This is a genomic window from Hufsiella ginkgonis (assembly GCF_009834915.1).
In the GTDB taxonomy this organism is placed as follows: domain Bacteria; phylum Bacteroidota; class Bacteroidia; order Sphingobacteriales; family Sphingobacteriaceae; genus Hufsiella; species Hufsiella ginkgonis.
Genome location: NZ_WVHS01000004.1, coordinates 492,861 through 517,949 on the forward strand (window position 1 = coordinate 492,861; position 25,089 = coordinate 517,949).

At 51.7% G+C, this 25,089-nt stretch carries 21 protein-coding genes; 11 read left to right on the plus strand and 10 right to left on the minus strand.

Going from position 1 to position 25,089, the window contains the following annotated elements:
* Window positions 1-61 precede the first annotated feature (61 nt).
* From GS398_RS18355 to GS398_RS18375, 5 genes are all read right to left on the minus strand, one after another.
* Window positions 62-2,521 (minus strand): glutaminase family protein, encoded by a 2,460-nt coding sequence (locus GS398_RS18355; RefSeq protein WP_160908262.1) that lies wholly within the window; start codon window positions 2,519-2,521, stop codon window positions 62-64.
* A 69-nt stretch (window positions 2,522-2,590) separates the two neighbouring features.
* Window positions 2,591-4,309 carry an arylsulfatase gene (locus tag GS398_RS18360; protein ID WP_160908263.1) on the minus strand — a complete coding sequence of 573 codons (1,719 nt, stop codon included), beginning with the start codon at window positions 4,307-4,309 and terminating at the stop codon, window positions 2,591-2,593.
* Window positions 4,310-4,406: 97 nt separating this feature from the next.
* Window positions 4,407-5,465 (minus strand): cellulase family glycosylhydrolase, encoded by a 1,059-nt coding sequence (locus GS398_RS18365; protein WP_160908264.1) that lies wholly within the window; start codon window positions 5,463-5,465, stop codon window positions 4,407-4,409.
* A gap of 184 nt (window positions 5,466-5,649) precedes the next feature.
* Entirely contained in the window at window positions 5,650-6,429 is a 780-nt protein-coding gene (locus GS398_RS18370) for a C10 family peptidase (protein ID WP_160908265.1), read from the minus strand.
* 104 nt (window positions 6,430-6,533) lie between these two features.
* The gene (locus tag GS398_RS18375) at window positions 6,534-7,682 is read right to left on the minus strand and encodes a helix-turn-helix domain-containing protein (RefSeq protein ID WP_160908266.1); all 1,149 of its coding nucleotides are present in this window, start codon (window positions 7,680-7,682) and stop codon (window positions 6,534-6,536) included.
* 167 nt (window positions 7,683-7,849) lie between these two features.
* Here GS398_RS18375 and GS398_RS18380 point away from each other — a divergent pair, with 167 nt between their 5' ends.
* Window positions 7,850-8,254 carry a hypothetical protein gene (locus GS398_RS18380; protein ID WP_160908267.1) on the plus strand — a complete coding sequence of 135 codons (405 nt, stop codon included), beginning with the start codon at window positions 7,850-7,852 and terminating at the stop codon, window positions 8,252-8,254.
* Window positions 8,255-8,267: 13 nt separating this feature from the next.
* Window positions 8,268-8,963: a LytR/AlgR family response regulator transcription factor gene (locus GS398_RS18385; RefSeq protein ID WP_160908268.1), complete on the plus strand. Its 696-nt coding sequence runs from the start codon at window positions 8,268-8,270 to the stop codon at window positions 8,961-8,963.
* Between the two features lie 54 nt (window positions 8,964-9,017).
* Here the strand turns inward: GS398_RS18385 and GS398_RS18390 are convergent, their stop codons facing one another.
* Window positions 9,018-9,176, minus strand: coding sequence for a hypothetical protein (locus tag GS398_RS18390; RefSeq protein ID WP_160908269.1), 159 nt, complete (start codon window positions 9,174-9,176; stop codon window positions 9,018-9,020).
* A 246-nt stretch (window positions 9,177-9,422) separates the two neighbouring features.
* On the opposite strand from GS398_RS18390, the gene GS398_RS18395 reads away from it, so the two are divergent.
* Window positions 9,423-9,569, plus strand: coding sequence for a hypothetical protein (locus tag GS398_RS18395; protein ID WP_160908270.1), 147 nt, complete (start codon window positions 9,423-9,425; stop codon window positions 9,567-9,569).
* Window positions 9,570-9,605: 36 nt separating this feature from the next.
* Here GS398_RS18395 and GS398_RS18400 read toward each other — a convergent pair whose 3' ends face one another.
* Together GS398_RS18400 and GS398_RS18405 are read right to left on the minus strand one after the other, a co-directional pair.
* Entirely contained in the window at window positions 9,606-10,322 is a 717-nt protein-coding gene (locus GS398_RS18400) for a carboxypeptidase-like regulatory domain-containing protein (protein ID WP_160908271.1), read from the minus strand.
* Window positions 10,323-10,427: 105 nt separating this feature from the next.
* A complete protein-coding gene (locus GS398_RS18405; RefSeq protein ID WP_237488243.1) occupies window positions 10,428-13,130 on the minus strand; it encodes an alpha-L-rhamnosidase in 2,703 nt (900 codons plus the stop codon).
* Window positions 13,131-13,587: 457 nt separating this feature from the next.
* Here GS398_RS18405 and ileS point away from each other — a divergent pair, with 457 nt between their 5' ends.
* Genes ileS through GS398_RS18420 form a run of 3 tightly spaced genes read left to right on the plus strand, consistent with a single transcriptional unit; the run spans window position 13,588 to window position 18,060 of the window.
* Window positions 13,588-17,022, plus strand: a complete 3,435-nt coding sequence (gene ileS / locus GS398_RS18410) for an isoleucine--tRNA ligase (protein WP_160908365.1) — start codon at window positions 13,588-13,590, stop codon at window positions 17,020-17,022.
* A gap of 1 nt (window position 17,023) precedes the next feature.
* Window positions 17,024-17,410, plus strand: a complete 387-nt coding sequence (locus GS398_RS18415) for a TraR/DksA family transcriptional regulator (protein ID WP_160908272.1) — start codon at window positions 17,024-17,026, stop codon at window positions 17,408-17,410.
* Entirely contained in the window at window positions 17,410-18,060 is a 651-nt protein-coding gene (locus GS398_RS18420; RefSeq protein WP_160908273.1) for a lipoprotein signal peptidase, read from the plus strand. Before GS398_RS18415 ends, GS398_RS18420 begins: the two co-directional genes overlap by 1 nt.
* Before the next feature lie 22 nt (window positions 18,061-18,082).
* Here the strand turns inward: GS398_RS18420 and GS398_RS18425 are convergent, their stop codons facing one another.
* The gene (locus GS398_RS18425; protein ID WP_160908274.1) at window positions 18,083-18,811 is read right to left on the minus strand and encodes an RluA family pseudouridine synthase; all 729 of its coding nucleotides are present in this window, start codon (window positions 18,809-18,811) and stop codon (window positions 18,083-18,085) included.
* Between the two features lie 9 nt (window positions 18,812-18,820).
* Complete coding sequence (gene panB, locus GS398_RS18430; protein ID WP_160908275.1) at window positions 18,821-19,636, minus strand: 3-methyl-2-oxobutanoate hydroxymethyltransferase; 816 nt, start codon at window positions 19,634-19,636, stop codon at window positions 18,821-18,823.
* 460 nt (window positions 19,637-20,096) lie between these two features.
* On the opposite strand from panB, the gene carA reads away from it, so the two are divergent.
* The 5 genes from carA (at window position 20,097) to GS398_RS18455 (ending at window position 25,088) form a co-directional block, all read left to right on the plus strand.
* Window positions 20,097-21,203, plus strand: coding sequence for a glutamine-hydrolyzing carbamoyl-phosphate synthase small subunit (gene carA / locus GS398_RS18435; protein WP_160908276.1), 1,107 nt, complete (start codon window positions 20,097-20,099; stop codon window positions 21,201-21,203).
* Window positions 21,204-21,308: 105 nt separating this feature from the next.
* Window positions 21,309-22,070, plus strand: coding sequence for an ABC transporter ATP-binding protein (locus GS398_RS18440; protein ID WP_160908277.1), 762 nt, complete (start codon window positions 21,309-21,311; stop codon window positions 22,068-22,070).
* Between the two features lie 92 nt (window positions 22,071-22,162).
* Entirely contained in the window at window positions 22,163-23,260 is a 1,098-nt protein-coding gene (locus tag GS398_RS18445; RefSeq protein ID WP_160908278.1) for an ABC transporter permease, read from the plus strand.
* Window positions 23,261-23,389: 129 nt separating this feature from the next.
* A complete protein-coding gene (gene eno / locus GS398_RS18450; protein ID WP_160908279.1) occupies window positions 23,390-24,685 on the plus strand; it encodes a phosphopyruvate hydratase in 1,296 nt (431 codons plus the stop codon).
* 88 nt (window positions 24,686-24,773) lie between these two features.
* Complete coding sequence (locus GS398_RS18455) at window positions 24,774-25,088, plus strand: FtsB family cell division protein (protein ID WP_160908280.1); 315 nt, start codon at window positions 24,774-24,776, stop codon at window positions 25,086-25,088.
* The last annotated feature ends 1 nt before the right edge of the window (window position 25,089 follow it).

Consider the following 25,089-nt stretch of genomic DNA (forward strand, 5'->3'; position numbering starts at 1 on the left):
AAAACGCCCACGAATGTCAATAACTTATTAACCGCATCTTGGTGCCATGAAACATCGGGCATTAGTGCGTTCCTGTCATTTTATCCTTTAGCACCTTCATAAAATAGCCTCCTACCACGCTCCTGGCCTGGAAACCCACCTGCCTGCCATTGGTAGTTTCGTGCCAATCGGTTAGCGGTACACGGGAGGTCGTTTTGGTCGCGAATTCGTACACGGGATCAATAAATTTTTGGAAGTCGGCCGGTGTTCCCGACATCGCCGCGGTCCACAGGATCCAGTCGGATTTCGTATAAGTTTTACGGCTGTCAAGCGGCAGCCCGAACGCATTTTGTTTACCCAGGTAGTAGCTGATCTCGGTATTATAGATCTTTTGCGGGAAGATCCCGAGATCTAGCACCTTATCCCAAACCATGTTGTACTTTTGGCTCCAGGTGTTCTTGTTGTCGAAAACAAGCGCATAGTGGTCGCCTGCCTGGCTCATTTCCTCCCACCTGGCGGCCATCCCGAGCGCCATCTTCCGGTATTTTTCGGCGATGTCTTTTTTGCCTGACAGCTCGGCCAATCGGGCGTATCCTCCTATGGCAACGATCGCTTTCACAGAAAGGTTGGCATTATGTGCCAGGTGACCGGCGAAATCATCGGTACAAAGCTGGTTAACTGGATCCATACCTGCCCCGGCGAGGTAGTTGGCCCAGGTAGTAAGCGTTTGCCAGTGTTTTTGTGCGTAAGCGGGATCTTTATCGGCCATCACAATAGCGGTGGTAAGGATGATCATATTTCCGCATTCTTCCACCGGCATATCTTCACCGTAGGTCTGGCCATTGGCGATGGGGTACGTACCCAGGTCATGCGCAGCAAAAGGCTTGGTCCACTTACCGCTCTCGCTGTAATAAAAGATCCCGTTTAACATGCCCTTCAGGAGGGAGGGATTATACAGCAGGAACAAGGGGGCCGAAGGATAGGTTATGTCGACCGTATTGATAGAGCCGTTACTAAAGTTCTCTTTAGAGAGGAACAGGATGTCGCCCTGCGGGCTTTTTACCAGCTGGTGAGCGGCGATGCTTTGCCGGTACCCCAACACGCACAGCTGCGCATATTTATCGCCGCCCGCCTTCAGGGCATCGTTGTAGATCTTCGTATCGGTTTGCCTGCAGCGCATCAGCACTTCCCGGTAGGATTTAGCTGACGTATTCAACACCTTCTCCATCGTCGCCCCCGGCGAATTACGCCACCATGGCTTAAGGTTGGTGCCAAAATACTGAACCGATTCCAGCTCATCATATCCCAGCATGGTGTATTTGGATAATTCGGCCGACCCGACACTTCCAAATGAAAGTACCGTATTCAGCATCAGCTGTGTACCCGCGGATTTTGCGGAACCTTTATCACCATTGATGAACGACCCGGCAGCCGCGTTATTGGTGGTGATAAATTGTCTCGTTCCCGCCCCCAGCGGCGCCGCTACATACAAATAGCCCCAATCAATCCGCACGTTGTCGCCTTTGCGCTGCAATACCGGCTGATCGGTGGTGCCTGCCTTTACCAGCGTGATCCCGGAATTGGCGGCAGCCATCGCCTGCGTTTCCTGCTGCGGCTGGTTTACGGCCAGGTGCGACGAAACTCCCTGGAAAAGGCTTACCCGGTGCCGTTTTCCGTCCGTCGATTTTACCGCATACGTAATATACGATACCGGGGTGCTCAGCAATTTAAGGTCAGATAGGATTAGGGGTGAAGTGAATGTTACTTTTAATGCCACCGGCCCGCAGGTAAAAGCGTAGTTCGTTTGTGTGGCCGTTATGTTCACCGCAGTTTGCGCGGCGGGTTTGATGGACGCCGTACTTCGGTCAACGATCTCTTCCACCAGGCCGGCATCAAGGAATGCGCCGCCGCCGGTGTTCCTGCAATGAATAGCGAACACGTTATCCCCGGTTTTTAACATGTTCCTGGCTTCTTCGGGGAGAAAAACCACCTCGTAATCGCCGTTAGCGCCGCCCTTATGTAAGAGCAGTTTCCCGTTGAGGTAAACATCTACGCCATCATCGTGGTAAACTTTCAACGCCAGCCTTCCCTTTGGAATTTCGTTCAACGTTACTTTCCTGCGGATCCAGAGATCTTTCCCTGTCCAGGAAGTACCGTTAGTGATACGGTCGTCACCAAAAGGAGCGGTACCTGATTTCCAACCGGCATCGTTAAAAGCGGCATCCTGCCAGCCGTCCCCGGCCTGCGACATTTCGTACCGCGCAGTGTACGCCTCTTCGTCTCCCGCGGGAATGATGGTCTTAAACTGCGGGATCCCGGTCCCCATAAAGCGGTATACTACGTTATCGACCTTTACCAGGCCCAGCAATGAGTTCTCTTTCCCGGTCCAGTGGGTGGTGATCGATTCGTTCAGCTGATCGGTAGACGACCAGATACTGAAATAAGGCGTATGCGTGATCAGCGGGTACGAAGGCGCCCTGGAAACCTGGGCATAACCGGTTAACGACAGGGACAACAGCAGGCAGGAAAAAAATCTTTTCATAGGTCAAAATCATTCAGTTGTAATTATCGGGGGCGGTACCTTACGGCAATTCAATAAATCCAAAATGCCTCATCTTCTCCCCGGTTTCGGAAACACCCCGTTCGCGTTCGCCCATTTCTTCCATAAGCTATCCAGCTCCTTCACCCTGGCGGGATTCGCTGACGCGACGTCGGTCAATTCCGTTCTGTCGTTGGCAATATCATACAGGTGCCAGGCGGTATCTCTTGCCAGGGAAACCATTTTCCAATTTCCCGACCGTACATAACGGGCGCCGAAATGTTCGTTAAACAGCTCCCGGTGACCCGCAAACGCCTTCCCTTTAAAGGAGGGCACCAGGCTGATCCCGGGCGTAGGTGTGATGGCTTTACCTTTAAATACCTCCGGGTATTTCGCGCCGGAGATGTCGGTAAAAGTTCTCATAAAATCCATCACGTGCCCTACCTGTGCGCTATAGCTGCCTTTTTTGGCGGTGATGCCTTTTGGCCAGAACGCGATCAGCGGCGTATGCAAACCACCTTCATATGATTCCGTTTTCCAATACTGGTAAGGCGTATTGGCCACATTGGCCCAGCGCGGGCCGATGGCCGTATAGGAGGTTTGCGGCCCAGGCATTACTTCTTTCTTAGTGGCGAAAATCACTTTACGACCGTCGCGTGTTTCGCCGGCACGGTCGAATCCCGGACCATAATTGGCAGCTACCTCAGCGCTTGCCCCGTTATCCGAAAGAAAAAGAACAAGGGTATTATCCAGTTTCCCCGTCTTGCGCAAGGCCTCTATAATGCGCCCTATTCCCTGGTCCATCCGGTCGATCATAGCGGCGTGTACCGCCATGGCCCGCGCATCCCACTCTTTATCGGGATTATTCTCCCAGGTTACATCACGTTTAACCGGTGCGGAAAACCTGGTTTTAACCGGATCGATCAGCCCGAGGCTCACCATTTTTTTGTACCGCGCTTCGCGGATGGCATCCCAGCCTGCTTTATACGTGTCCTTATACTTCTCTATATCTTCCGGCTTCGCCTGCAAAGGCCAATGCGGCGCGTTTTCGGCCACGTACAGGAAGAACGGCCTGCCGGAGTCGCGGTACGAATTAATGTAGGCCACGGCCGTATCGTTAATTGCGTCGGTATGGTAATAATCCTTCGGTACTGATTTGATGGGTGTAGTGCCGCTTACCAGGCTAAATGGGTCGAAAAAATCGATCACTCCCCATATCGTACCAAAAAACCGCTCAAACCCGCGGCTGGTTGGGTATTGCTCCAACGGAGAAAAGTTCCCGAAATCTTTTTTATGACTCAGCCAGTCAAGCTGGTCCCTGGGATCTTTCTGCCCGAGGGTATTGGATACATGCCACTTCCCGGTCATCGCCGTGTGGTAACCTGCGGCCTTTAATACCTCCGCCAGCGTAACCGTGTTGTCTCCCAGGCGGCCGAGGTAGCCAGGCGTATCTTCCGGATCGCTCATTTTCCCGATCCCGGCCTGGTGATTATACAAGCCCGTTAGCAAGGATGCACGCGTGGGGCAGCACCGCGAAGTATTGTAAAAATTGGTGAACCGGATGCCGTTCTTCGCCAGGTAATCGAGGTTTGGCGTCCGGATCTCTCCACCGTAACAACCGGCATCAGAAAAACCCATATCGTCGGCCATAATGACCACGATGTTCGGACGGGAACCCGGTGCCGGCACATTTGCGCCCACAGGAATATGCTTAAAAGCGGTGAATACCACCACACCGGTGAATAACGATACCCCGGTGACCAAAAGCCGGGAGCTGCGTGTGTTCTTCATAATTTGCCAGTTTCTGTGCGGGTTGAACAGTGCATAAAGCTAAAATGATTTAGCTTTATGCACAACGGATCACGCAAAAAACATGATTGTTAACCGGTTATTTCTTCCCGGTAAGTGATTTAATCGCCTTAATCTCGTTCCCGCTAAAAACCGAACCGTCTTTCCTGAAGATGTCATGGAACCACAATTCCGGCTCTTTGCCATCAGGCCGCGGGGTATCCCATGCATAGATCGTGTTGGTTTTGCCGGATACGAAACCCCAGTTTATGGCGCCAACGTTTTCCTGTTTCAGCATCGGCATCACCGTCTGGAAAAGGCTGCCGTTCCTGCGTGCCATGTATTCGGTACAAACGATCGGGCGGTTATATTTACGAAGCTCACGGATCTTTTCCTGGTGGAAATCTACATACCCGTAATGGTGATAAGTGATGATATCCGAGTTTTCCAACTGGTATTTGTTCAGGTTATCAAACGCGGGACTATAATTCCATACGCCTGAGGTAAGCGGCTGCGAAGGGTTCACCTCGCGTGCCCAACTGAAAATGGATTTTAGCAAGGCGAGGCTCTTATCTACGTACTGGCTGTTACCGGGCTCGTTGTACAAGTCCCACATTACAATACGTTTGTCGTTTTTAAAGGTAGTGAGAATGTCTTTTACATAGCTTTCCAGCATTTTCAGGCTATCGGCATTGTTGCGGATAACCGTTCCCGGGTCGCGCACCCAGCCGCTGTTATGCACCCCTGTTTTTGGAGCGGGTTGTTTCCCGGCGTGGTACTCGTCGTTCCAGCAATCGTCGAAAAACACGAACATGGTTTTAATTCCATGCCGGGTAGAAATCGCCAGGTAGTCGTTTAACCGTTTTTTAAAACCCGTCTTGTCCGACGTCCAGGCCACGTGGTGAAGAAACACACGCATGGTATTCAGCCCAAGGCCTTCCGCCCATCCGAGTTCCTTGTCGATAGTTTGCCTGTCGAAAGTATCTCCCTGGAACATCTCCAGCTGGTTGATGGCCGACGAAGGCTGAAAATTACAGCCCCGCATCCAGGGCTCTGTTTTATACCAGGCTGTAGCTTTTTGAGCGGTCCACATGCCCTGTCGGGCGAAAGCTCCCACGCCCATGAATAGCAAAGAGAGAAGAAATAGCGTACGTTTCATTTTTTTAGTGGTTAGTTAGCAGTACACTACAAATTAAGAAAAGAATTTCCGCAAAGGAAACAATGTTTGAACGAATTAATGTCCTGCTTCTGAACGCCCGATTAGTTCGCATGGATTCCGCCTGCTAATCTCTTCTTCCACCGTCCTTTAAGCTTTGCCTTCACCGATGCCGCGGGATATATCGCTAGTTACCAAGCGGTTTAAACGTATAGATTACCCGCAGCGCGTCATCGTGAGCATGCAATATTTCTCCGTCAAAATCATACCAGCCATCCTGTGGTCCGCCCTGGCCCTGGTTAAGGTGCACCATCAGCTTGCCATGTTCCCGGTAACAGCCGTCGATCACCACAGAATGGCCGAAGTTCTTAAGGTCAGCGAAGTGCAGGAATACCGGCCGCTGTGCTGCGATTTCTTTTGCGATCACTTTTTTAAGCTTGCCGGTGGCGTACGGGAACAGGCCTTTCCATGAAATATACCGGTTCACTTTTACGTCGTAATGCCGCTCAAGCAAATTTGCAGGAGCGAGCTTATACATGTAATTATCGCGTCCGAAGTTCTTTTGCACAGCCAGTGCGGCATAATAGTTATACCTGGCGGTTTGCTCCCGATACTGCTTACCAGTGGCACTGTCCAACTGGTTGACTACCAGGTTAAGGTCGACGGAGGCGCTGTCGATGGTTTCATCAACCTGGTAACCGTTGGTGGAAAGGTATTTAACGTGTCCGAACGGTTTCAGCCGGTGGTAATACATTACCTGTGCCAGCGCCGTGCTCCAGCAGCCCAGCCGCAGGTGGTCGGGCGTATATTGTTCAAAACCGCCCATCTGCTTCCATTTTGTTTTCAGGAGGGTACTGTCCGGGGGGGTACTGTCTTTATCCCATGACGGGAACGAGGTGGCTGCAAAAACATACGTGGTACCGGTTAACAGTATGCCGCCCAAAAAGATCCTGATACTTGTTCTCATTGCTTTTTATTTTGAGACAAAGCAATGGATCCGGGGAGCGGCAAACTTCTCAAAAAAGGTTTTGAGAGTAATTTGCGGGAGGCATCCCGGGGGATACGCGGTGTTTAGCCGTGAAGTTTCGCCTGTTCGGCATATTCCTTCGGCGATAAGCCTGTCGCCGATTTAAAGATCCGGTAAAAGCTCGCTTCCGAGTTGAACCCGCATTCGAGGGCTACACCGAATATGGAAAGATGCGCATACCTGCTGTCGGTAAGTTTGCGTTTCACTTCCTCGGCGCGGTAATCGTTTACCAGCATCCGGAATGTTTTGCCCAGCTCGCGGTTAATGGTTACCGAAACCAATACGGGGCTGAGCCCCACATCCGCCGCCAGTTTGCCCAGCGTAAGCTCGCTGTCGAGAAACACTTTCCTGGTAATAAGCGCATGCAGGATGGCGGATTTAGCGTTTTCGAGCTCTTCGCCGCTATACTTGAGCGGGACGTCGGCCGCAGCCTCTTCGTCAAACGATTTATCCTGCCCGTGCTTAATTACGTGGCGGCTGGCCAGGTAACCCCGCAGCCCGATATAGTAGATCACTACTGCGAGGTAGATATAAAAGAGTTTCCAGTGTAAAAACTGGTCCGAGAAATCGAGCGTATTGTCGAGAATGATATTCACACAAAGCGCGATGCCCAGGATCCCGGTTACGATCAGCAGGTTTTTTATCCAGGTGAACGTGAGGTAGTTGGTATCGGAAATATTTTGCTGCATCCAGCGGCGGTAATAGAGGATGCTTTTGAGGCCGAGAAAACCGTAGCCGATGGTGCTGAGAATGGATAAAAAGTCCTCGGTCACTTTTACGCGGTTAAAACGCCATTGCTCCGCTACCACATCCTTTTCCAGGAGGCTCTGCTGCTGCATTACCGCCACATACACCACTACCGCATGCACCATAAACAGCAGGGGCGGAAGGAAATGCAGCCAGGTTTTTCGGGTCATCTTAAATCCCGGCTGCGTAAGCGAAGCCACATACAGGTACAAAAGTGGTTGGATCAGCAGGTCGACGGCCAGGGGAAAATACCGCAGGGCCGTAGTGTTCCACAGGCCCGTTGTGTGCAGCAGGATCTTAAAACTGAGCACACTAAAAACCAGCAGCACGGCTACCAGCAGCTTGCGGCCGGCCAGTACAGGCCGCCGGCCCAGCAGCAGCACCGCACAAATCACTCCCTGCAGGATGCCAAATAATACAACCAGGTCGAACCAGTTAAAAGACATAAGCGAAAGCTAAGAAAATATTCACGCTGCACAATGGGTATTTTTCGCACGGCGGAATTTAACAACGGTTAAAATCAGCGACAAACACCTTATTAACTAGTAGATCAACCACCCGAATAATAGACGTAAGTATTTGCGTTCACCTGCCGGCATGCCTACTTTAGTACATGCTTAAAGCGCAGGCGCTGCTTTCCCGCAAAACGATGCTCCACCCCGCCTACCGGATCGTGGTAACGCCGGTATTCCTGTTCGAATGGTCGTACCTTGTAAAAAAGGCGGGGCCGCCGCATTTTATCGGGTGCCCGGTGTTGCCCGCCATGCTGCCGGTCTCGGCATCGTACCTGGACATCCATTGGCTGATGCCGGGGTACCTGCTAACGAAAAAGTGCGTTGCCGTTTTGTTTTTCGTGGTGGCGCGGATCATTCCCCGGATGATGAGCGATGTTTACCCGCATGTTTCCATCGATATTCGCGCAGCGGCGCTGACCTCCCGGATCGAAAATAACCGCCTGGACTTCAGGGATGGGAACGAAAAGGGCGGCATCGGGCTAACCGGTTTTCCTTCACCTTAACGACCGACCATTGATGATCAGGTGTGTAATTATCGACGACGAACCACTGGCGCAGGACGTGCTGGAAGCCCATGTTTCCGGCATGCCGGATGTTACCCTGCTGGGAAAGTTCAACAACGCGCCCGAAGCACTCGCTTTCCTGGCGGGACAAGAGGCCGACCTGGTATTGCTCGACATCGAGATGCCCGAGATGACCGGCATCCAGTTCTTAAAAAGCCTGGCCGTACCGCCGCTTACCATCTTTACCACCGCTTACCGGGATTATGCCTTCGAGGGGTTCGAGCTCGGGGTGATCGACTTCCTGCTAAAGCCCATCGCTTTTGCGCGATTCTCGCTCGCGATAGACAAGGTCCGTGATTTTATCCGCCTCCGCGCTCAAAACACGCAGCTGGAACCGGGCGACCCTGCCCCGGAATACATTTTCGTAAAAAGCGGCGTAAAACGACTGAAGCTTTACTTTGGAGAGATCACGCACATCCAGGGGCTGAAAGACTACGCGATCATTTATACACCCGCAGAAAAAGTAGTGATTAAAGGTTCACTGAAGCAGGTGCTGGAGCGCCTCCCCCCGAATTTGTTCGTCAGGGTGCATAAATCCTTTATCGTGTCGAAGCAAAAGATCGCACGTATCGAGCGGAACCGTATCCTCGTCGGGCCGCACCAGGTGCCTGTGGGGCGGAATTACCGCGAAGTGATCGATCTGCTGTAGGAAATGTATCTTTAACCTGCCATGATCTTGTAAACGCACCTTCCTGCTCCGCCGTTAGGCGATCACCTTACCGGCATCGTTTTTTATGAAGATTACTGCCCGGCACATCCCATCGAAAAAATGCTGCCGGATGGCACGGTGAATATCCTGCTCGATATGCAGGACCGGCCAAAGAAGCCAGGTACGCAGGGAGGTGATCGCCGCAGGCAGCATAGCCGAAAAGTTCAGGCTCGTAGAAGATTTCCTGGTAAATAAGCTTCAAAGAGAAGCGGTGGAGCCGCCAGCGATACACATATTATCGAAGCCACCGGGGAAAACTGGGAGCAAAAGCTACAGGCAAAAACGGTCCGCACTTTTTTCCGGGCCGATGGTACCTACAACTCCGAACACCGCAACCTGAAAGACAGCATCGTATTCAACCCTTCGGACAGGTGGACCATCACCGGCGACAGCCTGATCATGACCGACACTTTTCCCAAACAGGGCGTAACTTATAAATACAAGCTCTCCATCAACGGGAATATCGCCCGGTTTAACGGCATCATCGATTTCGATGGGGACGGTAAAACCGACGACGAATACATCGGGAAACAGCGAAAACAATAAACTTGCTTTACTAATCATTTCCCGGGACCAGGAGATTTATTTCCCCGACCTGAACGTTACCGCAGACCGCTTAATATAATCGATCATCTCATACTCATTAAGCTTGCGCACCATCTCTGAGGTTGGCCGGTACCGGTTCATAAACAGGGTCAGCGAGTCGCCGCTGAGGGCGGTAACCTGCTCCACCTTGCCGGTTGTAAACCAGTGATCGATAAAGCGATTGGCCTCGTCATCCAGCAGGCGCCGTTTCAGCCGGGCATCGCGGGCGCTTTTGCGGGTAAGGTAACTGTATAGGGCTACCGGGTTGATGGTGATCAGCGAGGCGCCACGACCGCCGGAGCGGGCCGGCCCTACCGCATCGGTAAGCTTTGGCGGCTGGTAGCTAAATTCCTTCTTAAACTGGGTACGGTAGCTGAGCGAGTCCTTCCGGTAATTGCGGGTACCGGCAACAAAGATCTCATCCAGCGTAATGGTGCCCCTGGTGATCCTGATCCGGAGCTCCGTCCCGGGATCGGACGCCAGCGGCATCACCATCTTTTTATAACCGATGTACGAGATCCTGAGCGTATCAGGGAACCTTGCCCTGGCTGTAAACCGGCCGGCCGCATCGGTAATTGTAGTGCCGGAAGCAGAAACGATATTTGCTCCCTGTACAGGCAGGTGCGATTCCTGGTCGGTTACCGTACCTCTTATTAACTGCGCGGCTGCGTAAAACGGCAGTATCATACACATGAACAGGAAAAGATGCCTCATACTTCGCTTATTTTACCGCGAAAGTATGGAGGAACCCGCGGGCCGGCGAGCGTTTAACTTTCTTTAACAGGCAGTTTAACGGTTTTTAACACTTGAAACTGGCGTTTACTTTATCTCAAACCCGTAATTCCCCGCTTCTACCTGGTAGCTGCGCGTGTTACCGTTACCGGCCAATTGCTTAATACCTTTTGTATTGCTTGTTACCAGCTTGCCGCCTTCATATAGCGCTGCGCCGCTGCCCACCGCCAGTTTGAGCGTAGCCGATGAGTTAGCGGGGATAGTGACTCCATAATAGATCTTGTCGCCGTTCCGCTTCCAGGCAGATATGATGGATCCGTAAGGGCCGTCGTGTTTAGCTTCAAACCGGTCGAGCCCGGCCACAAAATGCGGTTCCAGCAACACATTTTTAAAGCCGGGGCTGGCGGGATCCGGCCTGATGCCACCCGGCGCTTTATATAACCAGGCGCCTATTTCGCCAAACATGATGTGGTTCATAGAAATATCCTGTTTCGCGTTAATGTCCCAGTTTTCGTAGAGGGTGGTGGCGCCGTTCACGATCCACCATCCCCAGGAGGGATATGTTTCCTGTGCGGCTACGCGGTAGGCCACATCGGCATAACCATTTTCGCTCAGCGCATTTAACAGCGCCTTGGCTCCGAGGATGCCGGTATCGAAATGGTAGTTATCGGCAGCAACGCGTTTCGCCAGTTGGGCGGCCACTTTGCTCTTCATCGCCTCTGGTACTACGCCCCAGCAAAGCGGCGCCGCGAGCTCGGTTTGAATGCCGCTGCCGTAAATGCCGGTAGCTGTGTCGAGGTACCTGGCGTTAATGGCGTTCCTGATCTTTGCGGCCAGTGCGGCGTACTTTTCGGCATCGGCCGCGTGGCCCAGCAGTTTTGCGGCCTTCGCCAGGATGCTGGCATCGGTGAAGTAGTAAATGGAGGAGGTAAGCTCTACCGGCGATTTCGACTTTACGGGCACCCAGTCTCCCAGTCCCCATGAGGTAAGACCCGACGGGCTTTCCTGGTCGATATGGTCCACGTAGCGCCGGATGTTAGGGTAACAGTCGCGCAGCGCTTTAATGTCGCCGTAAAACAGGTAAAGGTTCCAGGGCACCAGGGCGATGGTGCTCGTCCAGTCGGGCCCGTTGCCCCACGAATAGCCCCATCCGCCCGTAGGGATAATGGAAGGCAGCACCCCGTTCGGCTGTTGTTCATCGCGGTGATCGGCCATCCATTTTTCGTAAACGGTAATGGCATCAAAACTGTACAGGCCGGTTTCTATGGCAATGTGGGCATCGCCTGTCCAGCCGTTTTTTTCGCGCTGCGGACAATCCGTAGGATAGCCGAACAGGTTGGACAAGTAAGAATTATTCGTGGCGCTCCAGATCTTATCAATGGTCGCATTGGCAGAGCTCACCACGCCCGCCGGCGGCACATCGCTATGCATAAAGTAGCCGGTAACGTCGCTTTGCGATAAAGTAATTGGTCTATCGCTCGTTATCTCTACGTATTGAAAGCCTTTGTAGTTAAACTTAGGCTTGAACGTTTCCGTGCCCGTGCCGCCAAGGATGAAAATATCTACCTGGAAGGGGTCCAGCTTATCTGTGGGGCGGTAATGGTAATCGATGTTGGAAAGGTCAGCGCGGCCGTTCGGGTACAGCCGCTCGCTGTGTTTAAGGCGGAGGGTAGTGCCGGCCTCGCCCTTTACGGTGAACTGGCTTACCCCTGCAATATTCCTCCCGAGATCGAACACATAAGTGGTGTCGTTAAATTTCCGCATACTCCGTGCGGGAATGATTTCGACGTCGCGGATGGGGTGCATTGCCTGCGCCACAACATTCCGCGAAGGCGCGCTGCGGATGCCGGGGGCTTTCCATTTCGAATCGTCGAACGATACCGTATTCCAGCCCGGCTGCTCCAGGCGGCCGTCGTAGTGCTCGGCCGTATAAATGCTGTTAAAGGTGATGGGGCCGAGGGAGGTTTTCCAGTCGTTGCCTGATTTTATTACTTCCGTAGTGCCGTCTTCGTACGTAATGCGCAGATCGAGGCAAAACGCGGGCCGGTTGCGCCATGGCGCACGATCGAAGAACCATACGGCGGTAGACTGGTGGTTGTACCATCCATTGCCCAGCAGCACGCCGATCACGTTATCGCCCTGCCGCAGCATCGGCGTCACGTCATAAGTAACGTACAGGTTGCGGCGGTCGAACCGCGTATACATGGGGTCGAGGCGATGGTTGCCGCTTTTTGCGCCGTTCAGGTAGAGCTCGTACAAGCCGGCAGCGGCGATGTAGGCCCGCGCGCTCCGTATTCTTTTACCGGCGGTGAATTTCTTGCGGAAATAAGGCGCCCGTTTGGTATCGAGGTCCGTCGATGCGCGCCTCGAATCGAGGGGAAGAATGTCGCTGATCCAGGTACCCTGCCAGTTCTCGCTGCCAAGCATACCGGTTTCGAAGCTGGCGATTTTCGCTTTCGCGGAGGGTTTGCGGTCCCGGTCCCAGGCCACTACGGTCCAGTAATATCTGGTAAAAGGCCGTAAAGGGCCGGCTTTATAAGTAACCAGTTGCGAAGCGGAGGGCACCATGCCGGCGCCGCCGGCTTTAGCGTCCAGCAGTTTAGCGGAATCCGTCCCGAAAAATACCTGGTAAGCCGTTTGCCTGGCGCCCCGCCGGGGATCTGCTATGCGCCAGGTAAACCTGGGGTTGAGCGCATCGATACCAAGCGGGTTTTCGAGGTACTCGGTCCTTAAGCTGGTAACCCTGGCTGGCGATTGAGCAAATAACAGGCCGCCAGGCAATAAAAGCATGGCAGGCAACAACATTAAACGGGAGCATGAAGATTTCATCATTGCAGGTCGGAACTGGTTGCTAAACCGTTGCAATCTAACAATAATTTCGACGGGTAAAATCCTGCCCCGGCCGCGTTAAAACCACTTATGCTTCGCCGCCGGGTTATCGCCGGTGCGTTGGAGGTGATATGCAGCTTTCCATAAATGCGCGCGACGTGATTCCGAACCGTAACGGGACGATAAACAGCCTGATCCCGATCTGGTTATGGCCTAAGCCGTTATGTAAGAAATTGTACGCAATTACTGGTTTTTACGTATATCAGTTTCTGTTTGCTTCCCTTCGGCGCCCGAAACCGCTCCGGCGGCACGAACCTGATAATTTAACCGCGCAATGACTCATACCGGGCTTTGCGCTTTCAGCTTTAAGCTTATTTCCTTATCTTCGCATCCTCAAAAATGGGGAGATAACGCGCTGATGTACAAAGAGTATAAATACCTTGACCTACCGCTTACCGGCAAAGAGATACTGCATTACTGGAAGCAGCATAACATCTTCGAGAAGAGCGTGTCTAACAGGCCTGTTTCGAAGCCGTATACTTTTTATGAAGGTCCGCCTTCGGCTAACGGGATGCCCGGCATCCACCATGCCATGGCACGCTCTATCAAAGATATTTTCTGCCGCTTTAAAACGCTGAAAGGCTATCGCGTAGAGCGCAAAGGCGGATGGGATACCCATGGCCTGCCGATCGAACTGGCCGTGGAAAAAACCCTGGGCATTACCAAGGACGATATCGGGAAGAAAATTTCCGTGGAAGAATACAATGCCGCCTGCCGCAAGGAGGTAATGAAATATACCGACGTATGGAACGACCTCACCGAAAAAATGGGGTACTGGGTAGACCTTGAAAACCCTTACGTAACCTACGAGAACGAGTACATCGAATCGCTCTGGTGGATCCTGCAGGAGTTTTATAATAAAGGACTGCTGTACAAAGGATATACCGTACAGCCATTTTCGCCGGCTGCGGGAACAGGCCTCAGCTCGCATGAGCTAAACCAGCCGGGCACATACCGCATGGTGAAAGACACGTCGGTGGTTGCCCAGTTTCACGTAAAACGCGACCAGGTACACCCCATCATCCCGGTGCTGTTCGAAGAGGAGTTTGAGGATACTGCGATCCTGGCATGGACCACCACGCCGTGGACACTGCCATCTAACTGCGCCCTGGCCGTTGGCGCCAACGTGGTGTACGTAAAGATCAAAACCTTTAACCCGTACACCTATGCGCCGGTGAGCGTGGTGCTGGCAAAAGACCTGGTTGGCAAATACTTCAAAGCCGAAGGGCAGAACGCCTCTTTCCAGGATTATAAAAACGGCGATAAGGTGATCCCCTGGCAGCCGGCGGCAGAATTTACGGGCAGCGAATTGCTGGAGCTCCGGTATCACCAACTGATGCCTTATGTAATGAACGATGACCTGGAAGCAAACGCATTCCGCGTGATCGCCGGGGATTTCGTGACCACCGAAGACGGTACGGGGATCGTACATACCGCCTCTATATTCGGCGCAGACGACTTTAGGGTGGCCCGTGCAAATGGCGTTCCTTCCGTATTGGTGAAAGACGAAAACGGCGTTGAAGTTCCTTTGGTCGACCGGCACGGGCAATTTGTTGCCGAGGTAACCGATTTCGCGGGCCGTTATGTAAAAGAAGAATATTACAGCGATGCCGAACGGGCCGATCCGGACTTTAAACCAACGGACGTACTGATCGCCATCAAGCTGAAAGAAGATAACAAAGCGTTCGACGTTAAGAAATACGAACACAGTTACCCGCATTGCTGGCGCACAGATAAGCCGGTACTATATTACCCGCTCGACAGCTGGTTTATCCGTACCACCGCCGTGAAGGATAAGCTTGTTGCGCTGAACAAAACCATCAACTGGAAACCGGAATCCACCGGTACCGGCCGTTTTGGCAACTGGCTGGAGAACCTGGTAGACTGGAACTTGTCGCGCTCCCGCTTTTGGGGCACACCGCTCCCGATCTGGCGCACGGCCGACAATGCTGAGGAAATCTGTATCGGTTCCGTGGAGCAGCTGAAAACAAAACTCAGGGAAAGCCTCGATACGAAGGGTGTACATACCGATGCCCAGCTTGAAAAGATCAGATCGTACCTGCAAAAACTGGATGCCGGCGAAGGCGACCTTCATCGTCCGTTTGTAGACGATGTGGTCCTGGTATCGAAAGCCGGTAAACAGATGTTCCGCGAGCCCGACCTGATCGACGTATGGTTCGACTCGGGCGCCATGCCTTATGCGCAATGGCACTTCCCGTTTGAGAACAGGGAAAAATTCAAAAACGCCTACCCGGCTGATTTCATTGCGGAAGGCGTGGATCAAACCCGTGGGTGGTTCTTCACGCTTCACGCGATAGCGGTAATGCTGAGCGAAAGCAGCGAGGAGATCAAAAAGATCAACGCGGAGATCGGCAATGAAGGGATCTCGTTTAAGAACGTGGTTTCTAACGGCCTGGTGCTCGATAAGAACGGCAACAAGATGTCGAAACGGCTCGGCAATGCCATCGATCCGTTCGAAACCATCAATCAATATAGCGCTGATGTGGCCCGCTGGTATATGATCAGCAACGCATCTCCCTGGGATAACCTGAAGTTTAACGAGGACGGGCTGGATGAGGTGCGCCGCAAATTTTTCGGCACACTGTACAATACCTATGCATTTTTCGCCTTGTATGCCAATATCGATGGTTTCAGCTACCGCGAAGCCGATCTTCCGCTGGCGCAGCGGCCGGAAATAGACCAGTGGATACTTTCGCGCCTCAATACCTTAACAAGCGAAGTGGACGGGTTCTACACCGACTTTGAACCTACCCGCGCCACCCGCGCCATCCAGGAGTTCGTAGACGAGCACCTGAGCAACTGGTATGTCCGGCTATGCCGCCGGCGTTTCTGGAAGGGCGATTATACCGACGACAAGGTCTCGGCCTACCAGACGCTGTACACCTGCCTGAACACGGTGTCGAAACTGATGTCGCCCGTGGCTCCGTTCTTTAGCGACAGGCTGTTCCTCGACCTGAATGCCGCCACCGGCAGGGAAAGCCAGGAATCCGTACACCTTACCGATTTCCCCGGATACCACGCCGCCCTGGTGAACGAAGCACTGGAAGAACGGATGTCTATCGCACAGGATATTTCTTCGCTGGTACTTTCGCTTCGCAAAAAGGTAGGGATCAATGTACGGCAGCCGCTGAATAAGATACTGCTGCCCGTGCTCGATAACAAGTTCCAGGAGAAAGTAGAAAAAGTGAAAGATCTTATTCTCTCAGAAACCAACATCAAGAATATTGAGTATATTAATGATACTTCCGGCGTTATCCGCAAGAAGATCAAGCCGAACTTTAAAGCGCTTGGCCCGAAGGCGGGTAAAGACATGAAGGCCGTAAGCGAAGCATTAACCGCTTTGGGGCAGTCGGAGATCGGGAAACTGGAATCCAGTGGTGAGATCGCCATACTGGACGGTAAATATACGGTCCTCGACAGCGAAGTAGAGATCATTGCGGAAGACGTTCCGGGATGGCAGGTGGCAAACCTCGGCAAACTAACCGTTGCTTTAGATGTTACGCTTACGACCGAATTGAAACAGGAAGGCATTTCGCGCGAATTGGTAAACCGGGTACAAAATCTCCGTAAGGACCTGGAGTTTGACGTAACCGATAAGATCCATGTGCGCGTAACGGACCACCCGCTGATTTCGGAAGCGGTAAAAAATAATTTCTCCTATATTTGCGCCGAAATTCTGGCCGACACCCTCGAGCTTGTGAACAGCCTGGATGGCGGAGAAAGCGTCGCAATAGAGAGCACTGAATTAACGATTTTAATAACGAGAGCTTAAAATGGACAACAAAAACGAAAAGACGAGGTATTCCGACGCCGAACTACAGGAGTTTAAAGAGATCATTCTCGAAAAAATGAGAATGGCACGTGAGGAGCTTACTGCATTGACCCAATCGCTGAGCAGTCCGAATTCGAATGGGACAGACGATACCGCAGGTACTTACAAAACGCTGGAGGATGGCTCGGCCACCCTGGAGAAAGAGCAGATCAACCAGCTGGCCGCCCGGCAGAAGAAATTCATCGAGAACCTGGAAAGCGCCTTAGGACGTATCCAGAATAAAACCTACGGAATTTGCCGCGAAACAGGTAAACTGATCCAGAAAGAACGCCTGAGAGCGGTACCGCATACCACCCTCAGCATGGAAGCAAAACTGAAGCAGTCTTAATGAAAGGATATACCAGGCCGGTACTACTTGTCACCCTGATCCTTCTTGCAGATCAGTTGCTTAAATTTTGGGTAAAACTTCACATGAATATGGGACAGGAGTTCCATATTGCCGGGAACTGGTTCCTTATCCATTTCACCGAAAATAACGGGATGGCGTTCGGCATGGAGCTGGGCGGTACCTCGGGAAAATTGTTTCTTACCCTGTTCCGGATCGTGGCGGTGTGCGGCATCGGGTACGGGGTGGTTCACCTGGTAAAGAAAAAGTATCACCGCAGCTTAACGCTCAACGTATCGATGATCTTCGCGGGTGCGCTGGGCAACATTATCGATTCCACGTTTTACGGGCTCTTATTCAGCGAAAGCAGTTATTTCGAGCCCGCCAAGTTACTGCCGCAAGGCGGGGGATATGCCGGGATCTTTCATGGCAAGGTGGTAGATATGTTTTACTTCCCGCTGCTGCAGGGCACTTTCCCTTCGTGGGTACCGGTTTGGGGGGGCGAGGAATTTATCTTCTTCCGCCCGGTATTCAACGTGGCGGATGCCGCGATCTCGATAGGTGTTATCCTGATCCTCATTTTCCAGAAACGTTACTTTAAGGAGGAGAGGAAAGAAGAGCCGAGCTATCACAGCGAGGTGGTGGAAGAGTAAAACAGGGAATATCAGTTATTTCCTATTCTTTCCCCATCCCCTCGAACTTATCCCAAAAACCATCTGCCGGCAACTTGGCAAAAATATCTACCGGCTCCTTTTTCACCGGATGGATAAACCGCAATCTCCTGGCATGAAGGCAAATACTTCCTTTCAGGCTTCCCCTTGGATAACCGTATTTATTATCGCCAACGATCGGGCATCCCATAGCCGATAGCTGTACGCGGATCTGGTGCGGGCGGCCGGTTAACGGGTCGACCTCCAGCAGGTAATAGCCGTTTAACTCACCGATCAGGCGGTAACTTAATTCCGCGCGCTGGCTGCCGGGAACTTCGTTATCGTAAGGTTTGGTAACATTTTTCTGGGGATTCTTGATCAGCCAGTGGATCAGCGTGCCTTCCTCTTGGGGGGGCCGCTGACGCACCACCGCCCAGTAAGTCTTCTTCATCTCCCGGTTCTTGAACATCAGGTTGACGCGCTCGAGCGCCTTACTTGTTTTGGCGAAGAGGATCACGCCACTCACCGGCCTGTCCAGCCGATGCACTACGCCAAGAAAAGCACCATTGGGCTTATCGTACTTTTTGGCAATGTATTTCTTTACTTTTTCGTCAAGCGATTCATCCCCGGTTTCGTCTACCTGTACAATCTGCCCGGATTTCTTATAAATGGCAATCAGGTGATTGTCCTCGTAAAGCACATCCCGATCGGTGATATCGGAGACAGAGTTAAAGTGTGACTGGTTGGGCTTCATTCCTGGGGCTCAGTACTGCTCCTTCCCGTTCGGGAAATCGTTCCCTTTCACATCGCTCACATAGGTGCTTACCGCGCCTTTGATCTCTTCGTACAAATCGAGGTATTGGCGAAGAAAACGAGGTTTAAAGCCTTTCGTGAGGCCGATCATGTCGTTTACCACGAGTACCTGCCCGTCGCAACCGCCGCCTGCGCCGATGCCGATGGTAGGGATCTTCACACTAGCTGTTACAGCCGCCGCCAATTGCGCGGGTATCTTCTCGAGGACTACCCCGAAACAGCCCGCTTCTTCCAGTTGCAGGATATCGGCCTGGAGCTTATCGGCTTCTGCCTTTTCCTTTGCACGAACCGTATACGTACCGAATTTATAGATCGATTGCGGCGTTAAGCCAAGATGCCCCATTACCGGGATGCCGGCGGCGATGATGCGGTTCACCGACTCTATGATCTCGGAACCGCCTTCGAGCTTTACGCCGTGTGCGCCCGACTCCTTCATCATGCGGATGGCGGAGCTCAGCGCCTCCTTGGAATTTCCCTGGTAAGAACCGAAGGGCAGGTCGACGATCACCAGCGCGCGCCTGGCGCCCCGTACTACCGACGAGGCATGATAGATCATCTGGTCGAGCGTAATGGGCAGCGTGGTTTCGTGGCCGGCCATTACGTTGGAAGCCGAATCGCCTACCAGGATCACGTCGATCCCGGCATCATCCACGATGGTGGCCATCGAGAAATCGTAGGAGGTAAGCATCGCGATCTTCTCGCCTCCCTGCTTCATTTCCTGAAGCGTTTTAGTGGTCACCCGTTTGATTTCCCTGGTTACAGACATGGTATGTTTTTTGTCTTCAAAGGTATAAAGTAAATTGTAAAAATATATCCCGCCCGGTACCGGTGCCGGATATACCAGGCTCCTGTTACCCGGCTCTTATGCTGGCGCGAAGCTTTAGCAGTTCCACCCCGGCGGTAAGCTGCGTTATCTGCGCCTACCGTTCTTTTATGGCGCCAATGAGCAAAGGAATAGCTTAAGTAAAACGCCTTAATTAGGATTGAAATACCCGGGGGCATGAAAAGTGGTCAGGGGCGGTCTCCGTCGGGCATTTTATGTTTTTAAACAATAGCATGACATCATTTCTTTAAAAAATCCCGGGATATTCTGTTAAAAAAGCTACCTTTGTCCCCTGTGAAAATTGATCCATCTGCTTCACAAGTCTCATTAAAAATATTGGTCTCCGTCCCGGAAATCACACGCCAGTTTTTCTTTTTTATCCCTGATCTTAATTTTAAGTGTAATGACTAATTATATTAAGTTGCCCGCCATATTGCTTCTCGAAGACGGCACCGTTTACCATGGAAAAGCGGCAGGCAAGATTGGAACTACCACCGGCGAGATTTGCTTTAACACCGGCATGACCGGCTACCAGGAGATCTTTACAGATCCCTCCTACTTTGGCCAGATCATGGTAACCACCAATGCGCACATCGGCAATTATGGCATTCATGAAGATGAGATCGAATCGGGCGACATCAAGATCGCCGGGCTGGTTTGCAAGAACTTCAACATCATGTACAGCCGTAAGCAAGCGGCGAAATCGATCCAGGACTATTTCCAGGAAGAAAATATCGTAGGCATCTCTGATGTAGATACCCGTTCACTGGTTCGCCACATCCGCGATAAAGGGGCCATGAACGCGATCATTTCTTCGGAAATATTAGATATCGACACCTTGAAAGAAAAGCTGGCCGGGGTGCCATCCATGGATGGCCTGGAGCTTTCTTCAAAAGTATCTACCACAGAACCCTACTTTTATGGTACCGAATCGGCAAAAAACCGGGTAGCGGTGCTTGATCTCGGCGTTAAAAAGAACATTCTCCGCAATTTCGATCACCGCGATGTATACGCGAAGGTATTCCCGGCGAAGACCACGTTTAAAGAAATGGAAGAATGGGCGCCTAACGGGTATTTCATCTCCAACGGCCCCGGCGACCCCGCTGCCATGCCTTATGCAATAGATACCGTAAAAGAGATCCTGGAGGCCGACAAGCCATTGTTCGGCATCTGCCTTGGTCACCAGTTACTGGCGCTTGCCAATGACATCCGCACCAAAAAGATGTTCAACGGGCACCGCGGCCTTAATCACCCGGTGAAGAACATTATTATCGACCATTGCGAAGTTACCTCGCAGAACCATGGTTTTGGGGTGGTGGCAGATGATATCCTGAAGTCGGACAAGGTAGAGGTTACGCATGTAAACCTTAACGACCAATCCATCGAAGGCATCAGGGTAAAAGGCAAGAACGCGTTTTCTGTACAATATCATCCTGAATCTTCGCCCGGGCCGCATGATTCGAGGTATTTGTTCGATCAGTTTGTGGACGCGATGGAAAAGGGGGAATAGGATTTTCTGTTCTCTCATCATCCTCTTTTGCCCGTTCATCACCCTTTTTAGGCATCCCGCCCGAAAAAGCATTGTTCTTTCGATCAATTGTTCCATTTTTACCGCATGACAGCACCAATCATCACTGTAAAAGGACTGGTAAAAAAATATGACGATTTCACGGCGGTGGACAACATCAGCTTTGAAGTGCTCAACGGCGAGATCTTTGGCCTCCTTGGTCCGAACGGTGCCGGGAAAACCACGACGCTGGAGATCATGGAAACGCTTCGCGATAAAACTTCGGGCAGCGTAACCATCCACGGGCTCGACCTGGACAAAGACCCGGGAGCCATTAAACACATCATCGGGGTGCAGCTTCAGGCGGCAGGATATTACCCGAACCTGAACCTGTCTGAACTGATCGAGTTGTTTTCAGGCCTGTACGGGGTCGATATTAAACCCCTTGATCTCCTCGAAAAAGTGGCGTTAACCGACAAGGCGAAAGCTAAATACAAGGACCTTTCCGGCGGACAGAAACAGCGCTTCTCCATCGCCACGACGCTGATCAACCAGCCCAGGATCATCTTCCTCGACGAACCTACCACCGGCCTCGACCCGCAGGCCCGGCGCAACCTCTGGGACCTGATACTCGGGATCCGCGCCGCCGGCACCACCATCGTGCTTACTACGCATTATATGGATGAGGCGGAAGTCCTTTGTGATCGCGTGGCTTTTATAGACGCCGGCCGGGTGATTGGGATCGATACGCCGGACCAGTTTATCGATAACCTCGTGGCTTCCGGCTTTGAGCGAAAAAAACAAGTGAAGCAAGCCAACCTCGAAGATGTGTTTATTAACCTCACCGGGAAAGAATGGCGCGAAAGCTAACTTATCAGCTGTAAGCTCCGTTATGGCGCTATAAAAAAGCTGGCAGCTGATCGCCCTGTGAATTTACTAACAGCCCTTATTCAATTAACACCATGACCCCAACCCAATCATACAGCAACACCAAAGCCACCCTGGCGATGGCCAAAGCCAGTTTCCGCTCTATTATCCGGAGCCCGTCGGCTGTGGTATTCAGCCTGGCGTTCCCGCTGATATTTATCCTCGTTTTTGGGTTTATCGGCGGCGGGGGCATTAAGGTGGACGTAGGCTTAGCCGCCGGATCTGATACCATCAACCCGGTTTACCAGGGATTGAAAAAAAGCGGGGTAGTGAATTTCGTTACGGAGCAGTCTGCCCGTGAAATGGAGGCCGACCTCACCAAGGGACGGATGGATGCCATTTTGGATATCCGGAAAAATGCGGGTGTTCCTCCTTACACGGTGAACATCAAATACACGAAAGCTTCCATTAAGAACGGGATGTTCCTCAAATCAACCCTCGATAACATGATGGTGGCATTAAACGCAGTGCCCAATCAAACGCCCCGCATGGCCAGGCTCAGGGAAACCACCGTAGAAGGCAGGATTTACCGCACCATCGATTTTATATTGCCCGGGCAATTGGGATTCTCCCTGCTCAGCAGCGGCGTATTCGGTACCGCGTTTGTGTTCCTGGGTCTGCGTGTTACCCTGGTGATCAAGCGGTTCTTCGCCACACCCGTTAAGCGTTTCAGTATTGTGCTGGGTGAGGCCATCGCAAGAATCGTTTTCGGGCTCATCGGGTCGCTGTTTATTATCCTGATCGGCCATTTCCTGTTCAACTTCACACTGGTGCATGGGTTCATCACGGTATTGAACATGCTCGTGTTGTCTACGCTTGGGCTCATCGTGTTCATGGGCTTTGGATTCGTAGTATCCGGCATCGCTAAAAATGAGAGCTCGGTGCCACCTATCGCGAACATAATCACTATGCCGCAGTTCCTGCTTTCCGGCACATTCTTCTCCATCAGCGCATTTCCCGCCTGGCTACAGCCCATCAGCAGGGCGCTTCCGCTCACTTATTTAAATGATGCGATGCGCAAAGTTGCTTTTGAAGGTGCGGGACTGGGAGACGTGGGTCACCAGCTGCTTATCCTCCTTGCCTGGGGCATAGGCGTTTATGCTATAGCGGTAAAAGTATTTAAGTGGGAATAACGGACCATAAAAAGCGCTTTCCGTTTCGTGCATTCATTTCAAAATGTTAATTTTGGATCATAAACACTTAGTGTTTTGTTTACACTATCTTTTGAAAAGCCAACGCACATAACCATAAATTAAAAAGAAATGAGCTTAATTCTTGATGTTCACGCCAGACAAATATTAGACTCCCGCGGTAACCCTACGATCGAAGTAGATGTGATCACCGAAAACGGGGTTTTAGGAAGGGCTGCTGTTCCTTCCGGCGCTTCAACCGGTATGCACGAAGCCGTAGAGCTGCGTGATAACGACAAATCTGTTTACCTTGGAAAAGGCGTTTTGAAAGCCGTAGCCAACGTAAACGAAAAATTAGCTCCCCAATTAAAAGGGATGGACGTTTTCGAGCAGAATGCGATCGATAAATTGATGCTTAGCATTGATGACACGGAAAACAAAGGCAACATTGGCGCAAACGCGATCCTGGGAGTTTCTTTAGCGGTAGCAAAGGCAGCTGCACAGGAAAGCCGTCAGCCGTTATACCGTTACATCGGCGGCGTAAACGCGAATACCCTGCCGATCCCGATGATGAACATCGTGAACGGCGGCTCACATTCGGATGCGCCTATTGCGTTCCAGGAGTTTATGATCATGCCTATCGGGGCACCGTCGTTCAGCGAAGCATTGCGCTGGGGCGCCGAAGTATTCCATACCTTGAAGAAGATCCTGCATGATCGCGGTCTTTCTACGGCGGTTGGCGACGAAGGTGGTTTCGCTCCTACCTTCGAAGGTACCGAAGACGGCGTAGAAACCATCCTGAAGGCCATCGAAAAAGCAGGCTACAAGCCAGGAGAAGACATTTACATCGCATTCGACTGCGCAGCCTCCGAGTTCTACCAGGACGGAAAATACGACTACACCAAGTTCGAAGGTGCAAAAGGTGCCATCCGTACCAGCGCCGAGCAGGTAGAATACCTGGCAGAACTGGTGTCCAAATACCCGATCGTTTCTATTGAAGACGGCATGGCCGAAGATGATTGGGACGGATGGAAATTATTAACAGATAAATTGGGCGATAAGGTGCAGCTGGTAGGCGATGACCTGTTCGTAACTAATGTAAAACGCTTACAGCAAGGCATCGACAACCAGATCGGCAATTCCATCCTGGTAAAAGTAAACCAGATCGGGTCGTTAACCGAAACGATCGATGCGGTGACGCTGGCACAAACCAATGGTTATACCTCGGTAATGAGTCACCGCTCCGGTGAAACCGAAGATTATACCATCGCCGATCTTGCCGTGGCACTTAATTGCGGGCAGATTAAAACCGGTTCCGCTTCCCGTTCAGACAGGATCGCGAAATACAACCAGTTACTGCGTGTCGAGGAGGAATTGGGTTCAGCCGCGAAGTTCATCGGCAAGAACTTTAAATTTGTTAAGAAGTAAATAACAGGAATACCGGAATAGCCATTAGCTGACGGTAATCGGCTAATAGCTATTCCATTTTCCAAAACTTTTTCCCTACCTTCACATTATGAAGCGGTTGATCAGCTTGTTACGTAATAAATATTTCCTGGCAACAGTGGCATTTCTTACCTGGATGCTCTTTTTCGACAGGAACGACTTTATGACGCAGTATGACTACCATACGCAATTAAACACGCTGAAGGCGGAAAAGCAATTCTACATAGACCAAACAAACCAGGCACGTAAAGAACTGGACGAGCTTACCACCAATCGCGCCAGCCTCGAGCGATTTGCCCGCGAACGCTATCACATGAAGAAAGACAATGAAGATGTGTATGTGATCGTTTCAGAAAAACCTAAAGAAGAGAAATCGTTGTTTTAAC

Excerpts from the sequence above, each read along its gene's own strand:
- panB (WP_160908275.1), bottom strand. The coding sequence starts at position 19,636 with ATGTCTGTAACCAGGGAAATCAAACGGGTGACCACTAAAACGCTTCAG.
- GS398_RS18390 (WP_160908269.1), bottom strand. The coding sequence starts at position 9,176 with ATGCTGCCTGCGGCGATCACCTCCCTGCGTACCTGGCTTCTTTGGCCG.
- GS398_RS18375 (WP_160908266.1), bottom strand. The coding sequence starts at position 7,682 with ATGTCTTTTAACTGGTTCGACCTGGTTGTATTATTTGGCATCCTGCAG.
- GS398_RS18395 (WP_160908270.1), top strand. The coding sequence starts at position 9,423 with ATGACCGACACTTTTCCCAAACAGGGCGTAACTTATAAATACAAGCTC.
- GS398_RS18365 (WP_160908264.1), bottom strand. The coding sequence starts at position 5,465 with ATGAAACGTACGCTATTTCTTCTCTCTTTGCTATTCATGGGCGTGGGA.
- GS398_RS18440 (WP_160908277.1), top strand. The coding sequence starts at position 21,309 with ATGACAGCACCAATCATCACTGTAAAAGGACTGGTAAAAAAATATGAC.
- GS398_RS18415 (WP_160908272.1), top strand. The coding sequence starts at position 17,024 with ATGGACAACAAAAACGAAAAGACGAGGTATTCCGACGCCGAACTACAG.
- GS398_RS18420 (WP_160908273.1), top strand. The coding sequence starts at position 17,410 with ATGAAAGGATATACCAGGCCGGTACTACTTGTCACCCTGATCCTTCTT.
- ileS (WP_160908365.1), top strand. The coding sequence starts at position 13,588 with ATGTACAAAGAGTATAAATACCTTGACCTACCGCTTACCGGCAAAGAG.
- GS398_RS18445 (WP_160908278.1), top strand. The coding sequence starts at position 22,163 with ATGACCCCAACCCAATCATACAGCAACACCAAAGCCACCCTGGCGATG.
- GS398_RS18370 (WP_160908265.1), bottom strand. The coding sequence starts at position 6,429 with ATGAGAACAAGTATCAGGATCTTTTTGGGCGGCATACTGTTAACCGGT.
- GS398_RS18455 (WP_160908280.1), top strand. The coding sequence starts at position 24,774 with ATGAAGCGGTTGATCAGCTTGTTACGTAATAAATATTTCCTGGCAACA.
- GS398_RS18425 (WP_160908274.1), bottom strand. The coding sequence starts at position 18,811 with ATGAAGCCCAACCAGTCACACTTTAACTCTGTCTCCGATATCACCGAT.
- GS398_RS18355 (WP_160908262.1), bottom strand. The coding sequence starts at position 2,521 with ATGAAAAGATTTTTTTCCTGCCTGCTGTTGTCCCTGTCGTTAACCGGT.
- GS398_RS18405 (WP_237488243.1), bottom strand. The coding sequence starts at position 13,130 with ATGCTTTTATTGCCTGGCGGCCTGTTATTTGCTCAATCGCCAGCCAGG.
- GS398_RS18380 (WP_160908267.1), top strand. The coding sequence starts at position 7,850 with ATGCTTAAAGCGCAGGCGCTGCTTTCCCGCAAAACGATGCTCCACCCC.
- GS398_RS18385 (WP_160908268.1), top strand. The coding sequence starts at position 8,268 with ATGATCAGGTGTGTAATTATCGACGACGAACCACTGGCGCAGGACGTG.
- GS398_RS18360 (WP_160908263.1), bottom strand. The coding sequence starts at position 4,309 with ATGAAGAACACACGCAGCTCCCGGCTTTTGGTCACCGGGGTATCGTTA.
- GS398_RS18400 (WP_160908271.1), bottom strand. The coding sequence starts at position 10,322 with ATGAGGCATCTTTTCCTGTTCATGTGTATGATACTGCCGTTTTACGCA.
- carA (WP_160908276.1), top strand. The coding sequence starts at position 20,097 with ATGACTAATTATATTAAGTTGCCCGCCATATTGCTTCTCGAAGACGGC.
- eno (WP_160908279.1), top strand. The coding sequence starts at position 23,390 with ATGAGCTTAATTCTTGATGTTCACGCCAGACAAATATTAGACTCCCGC.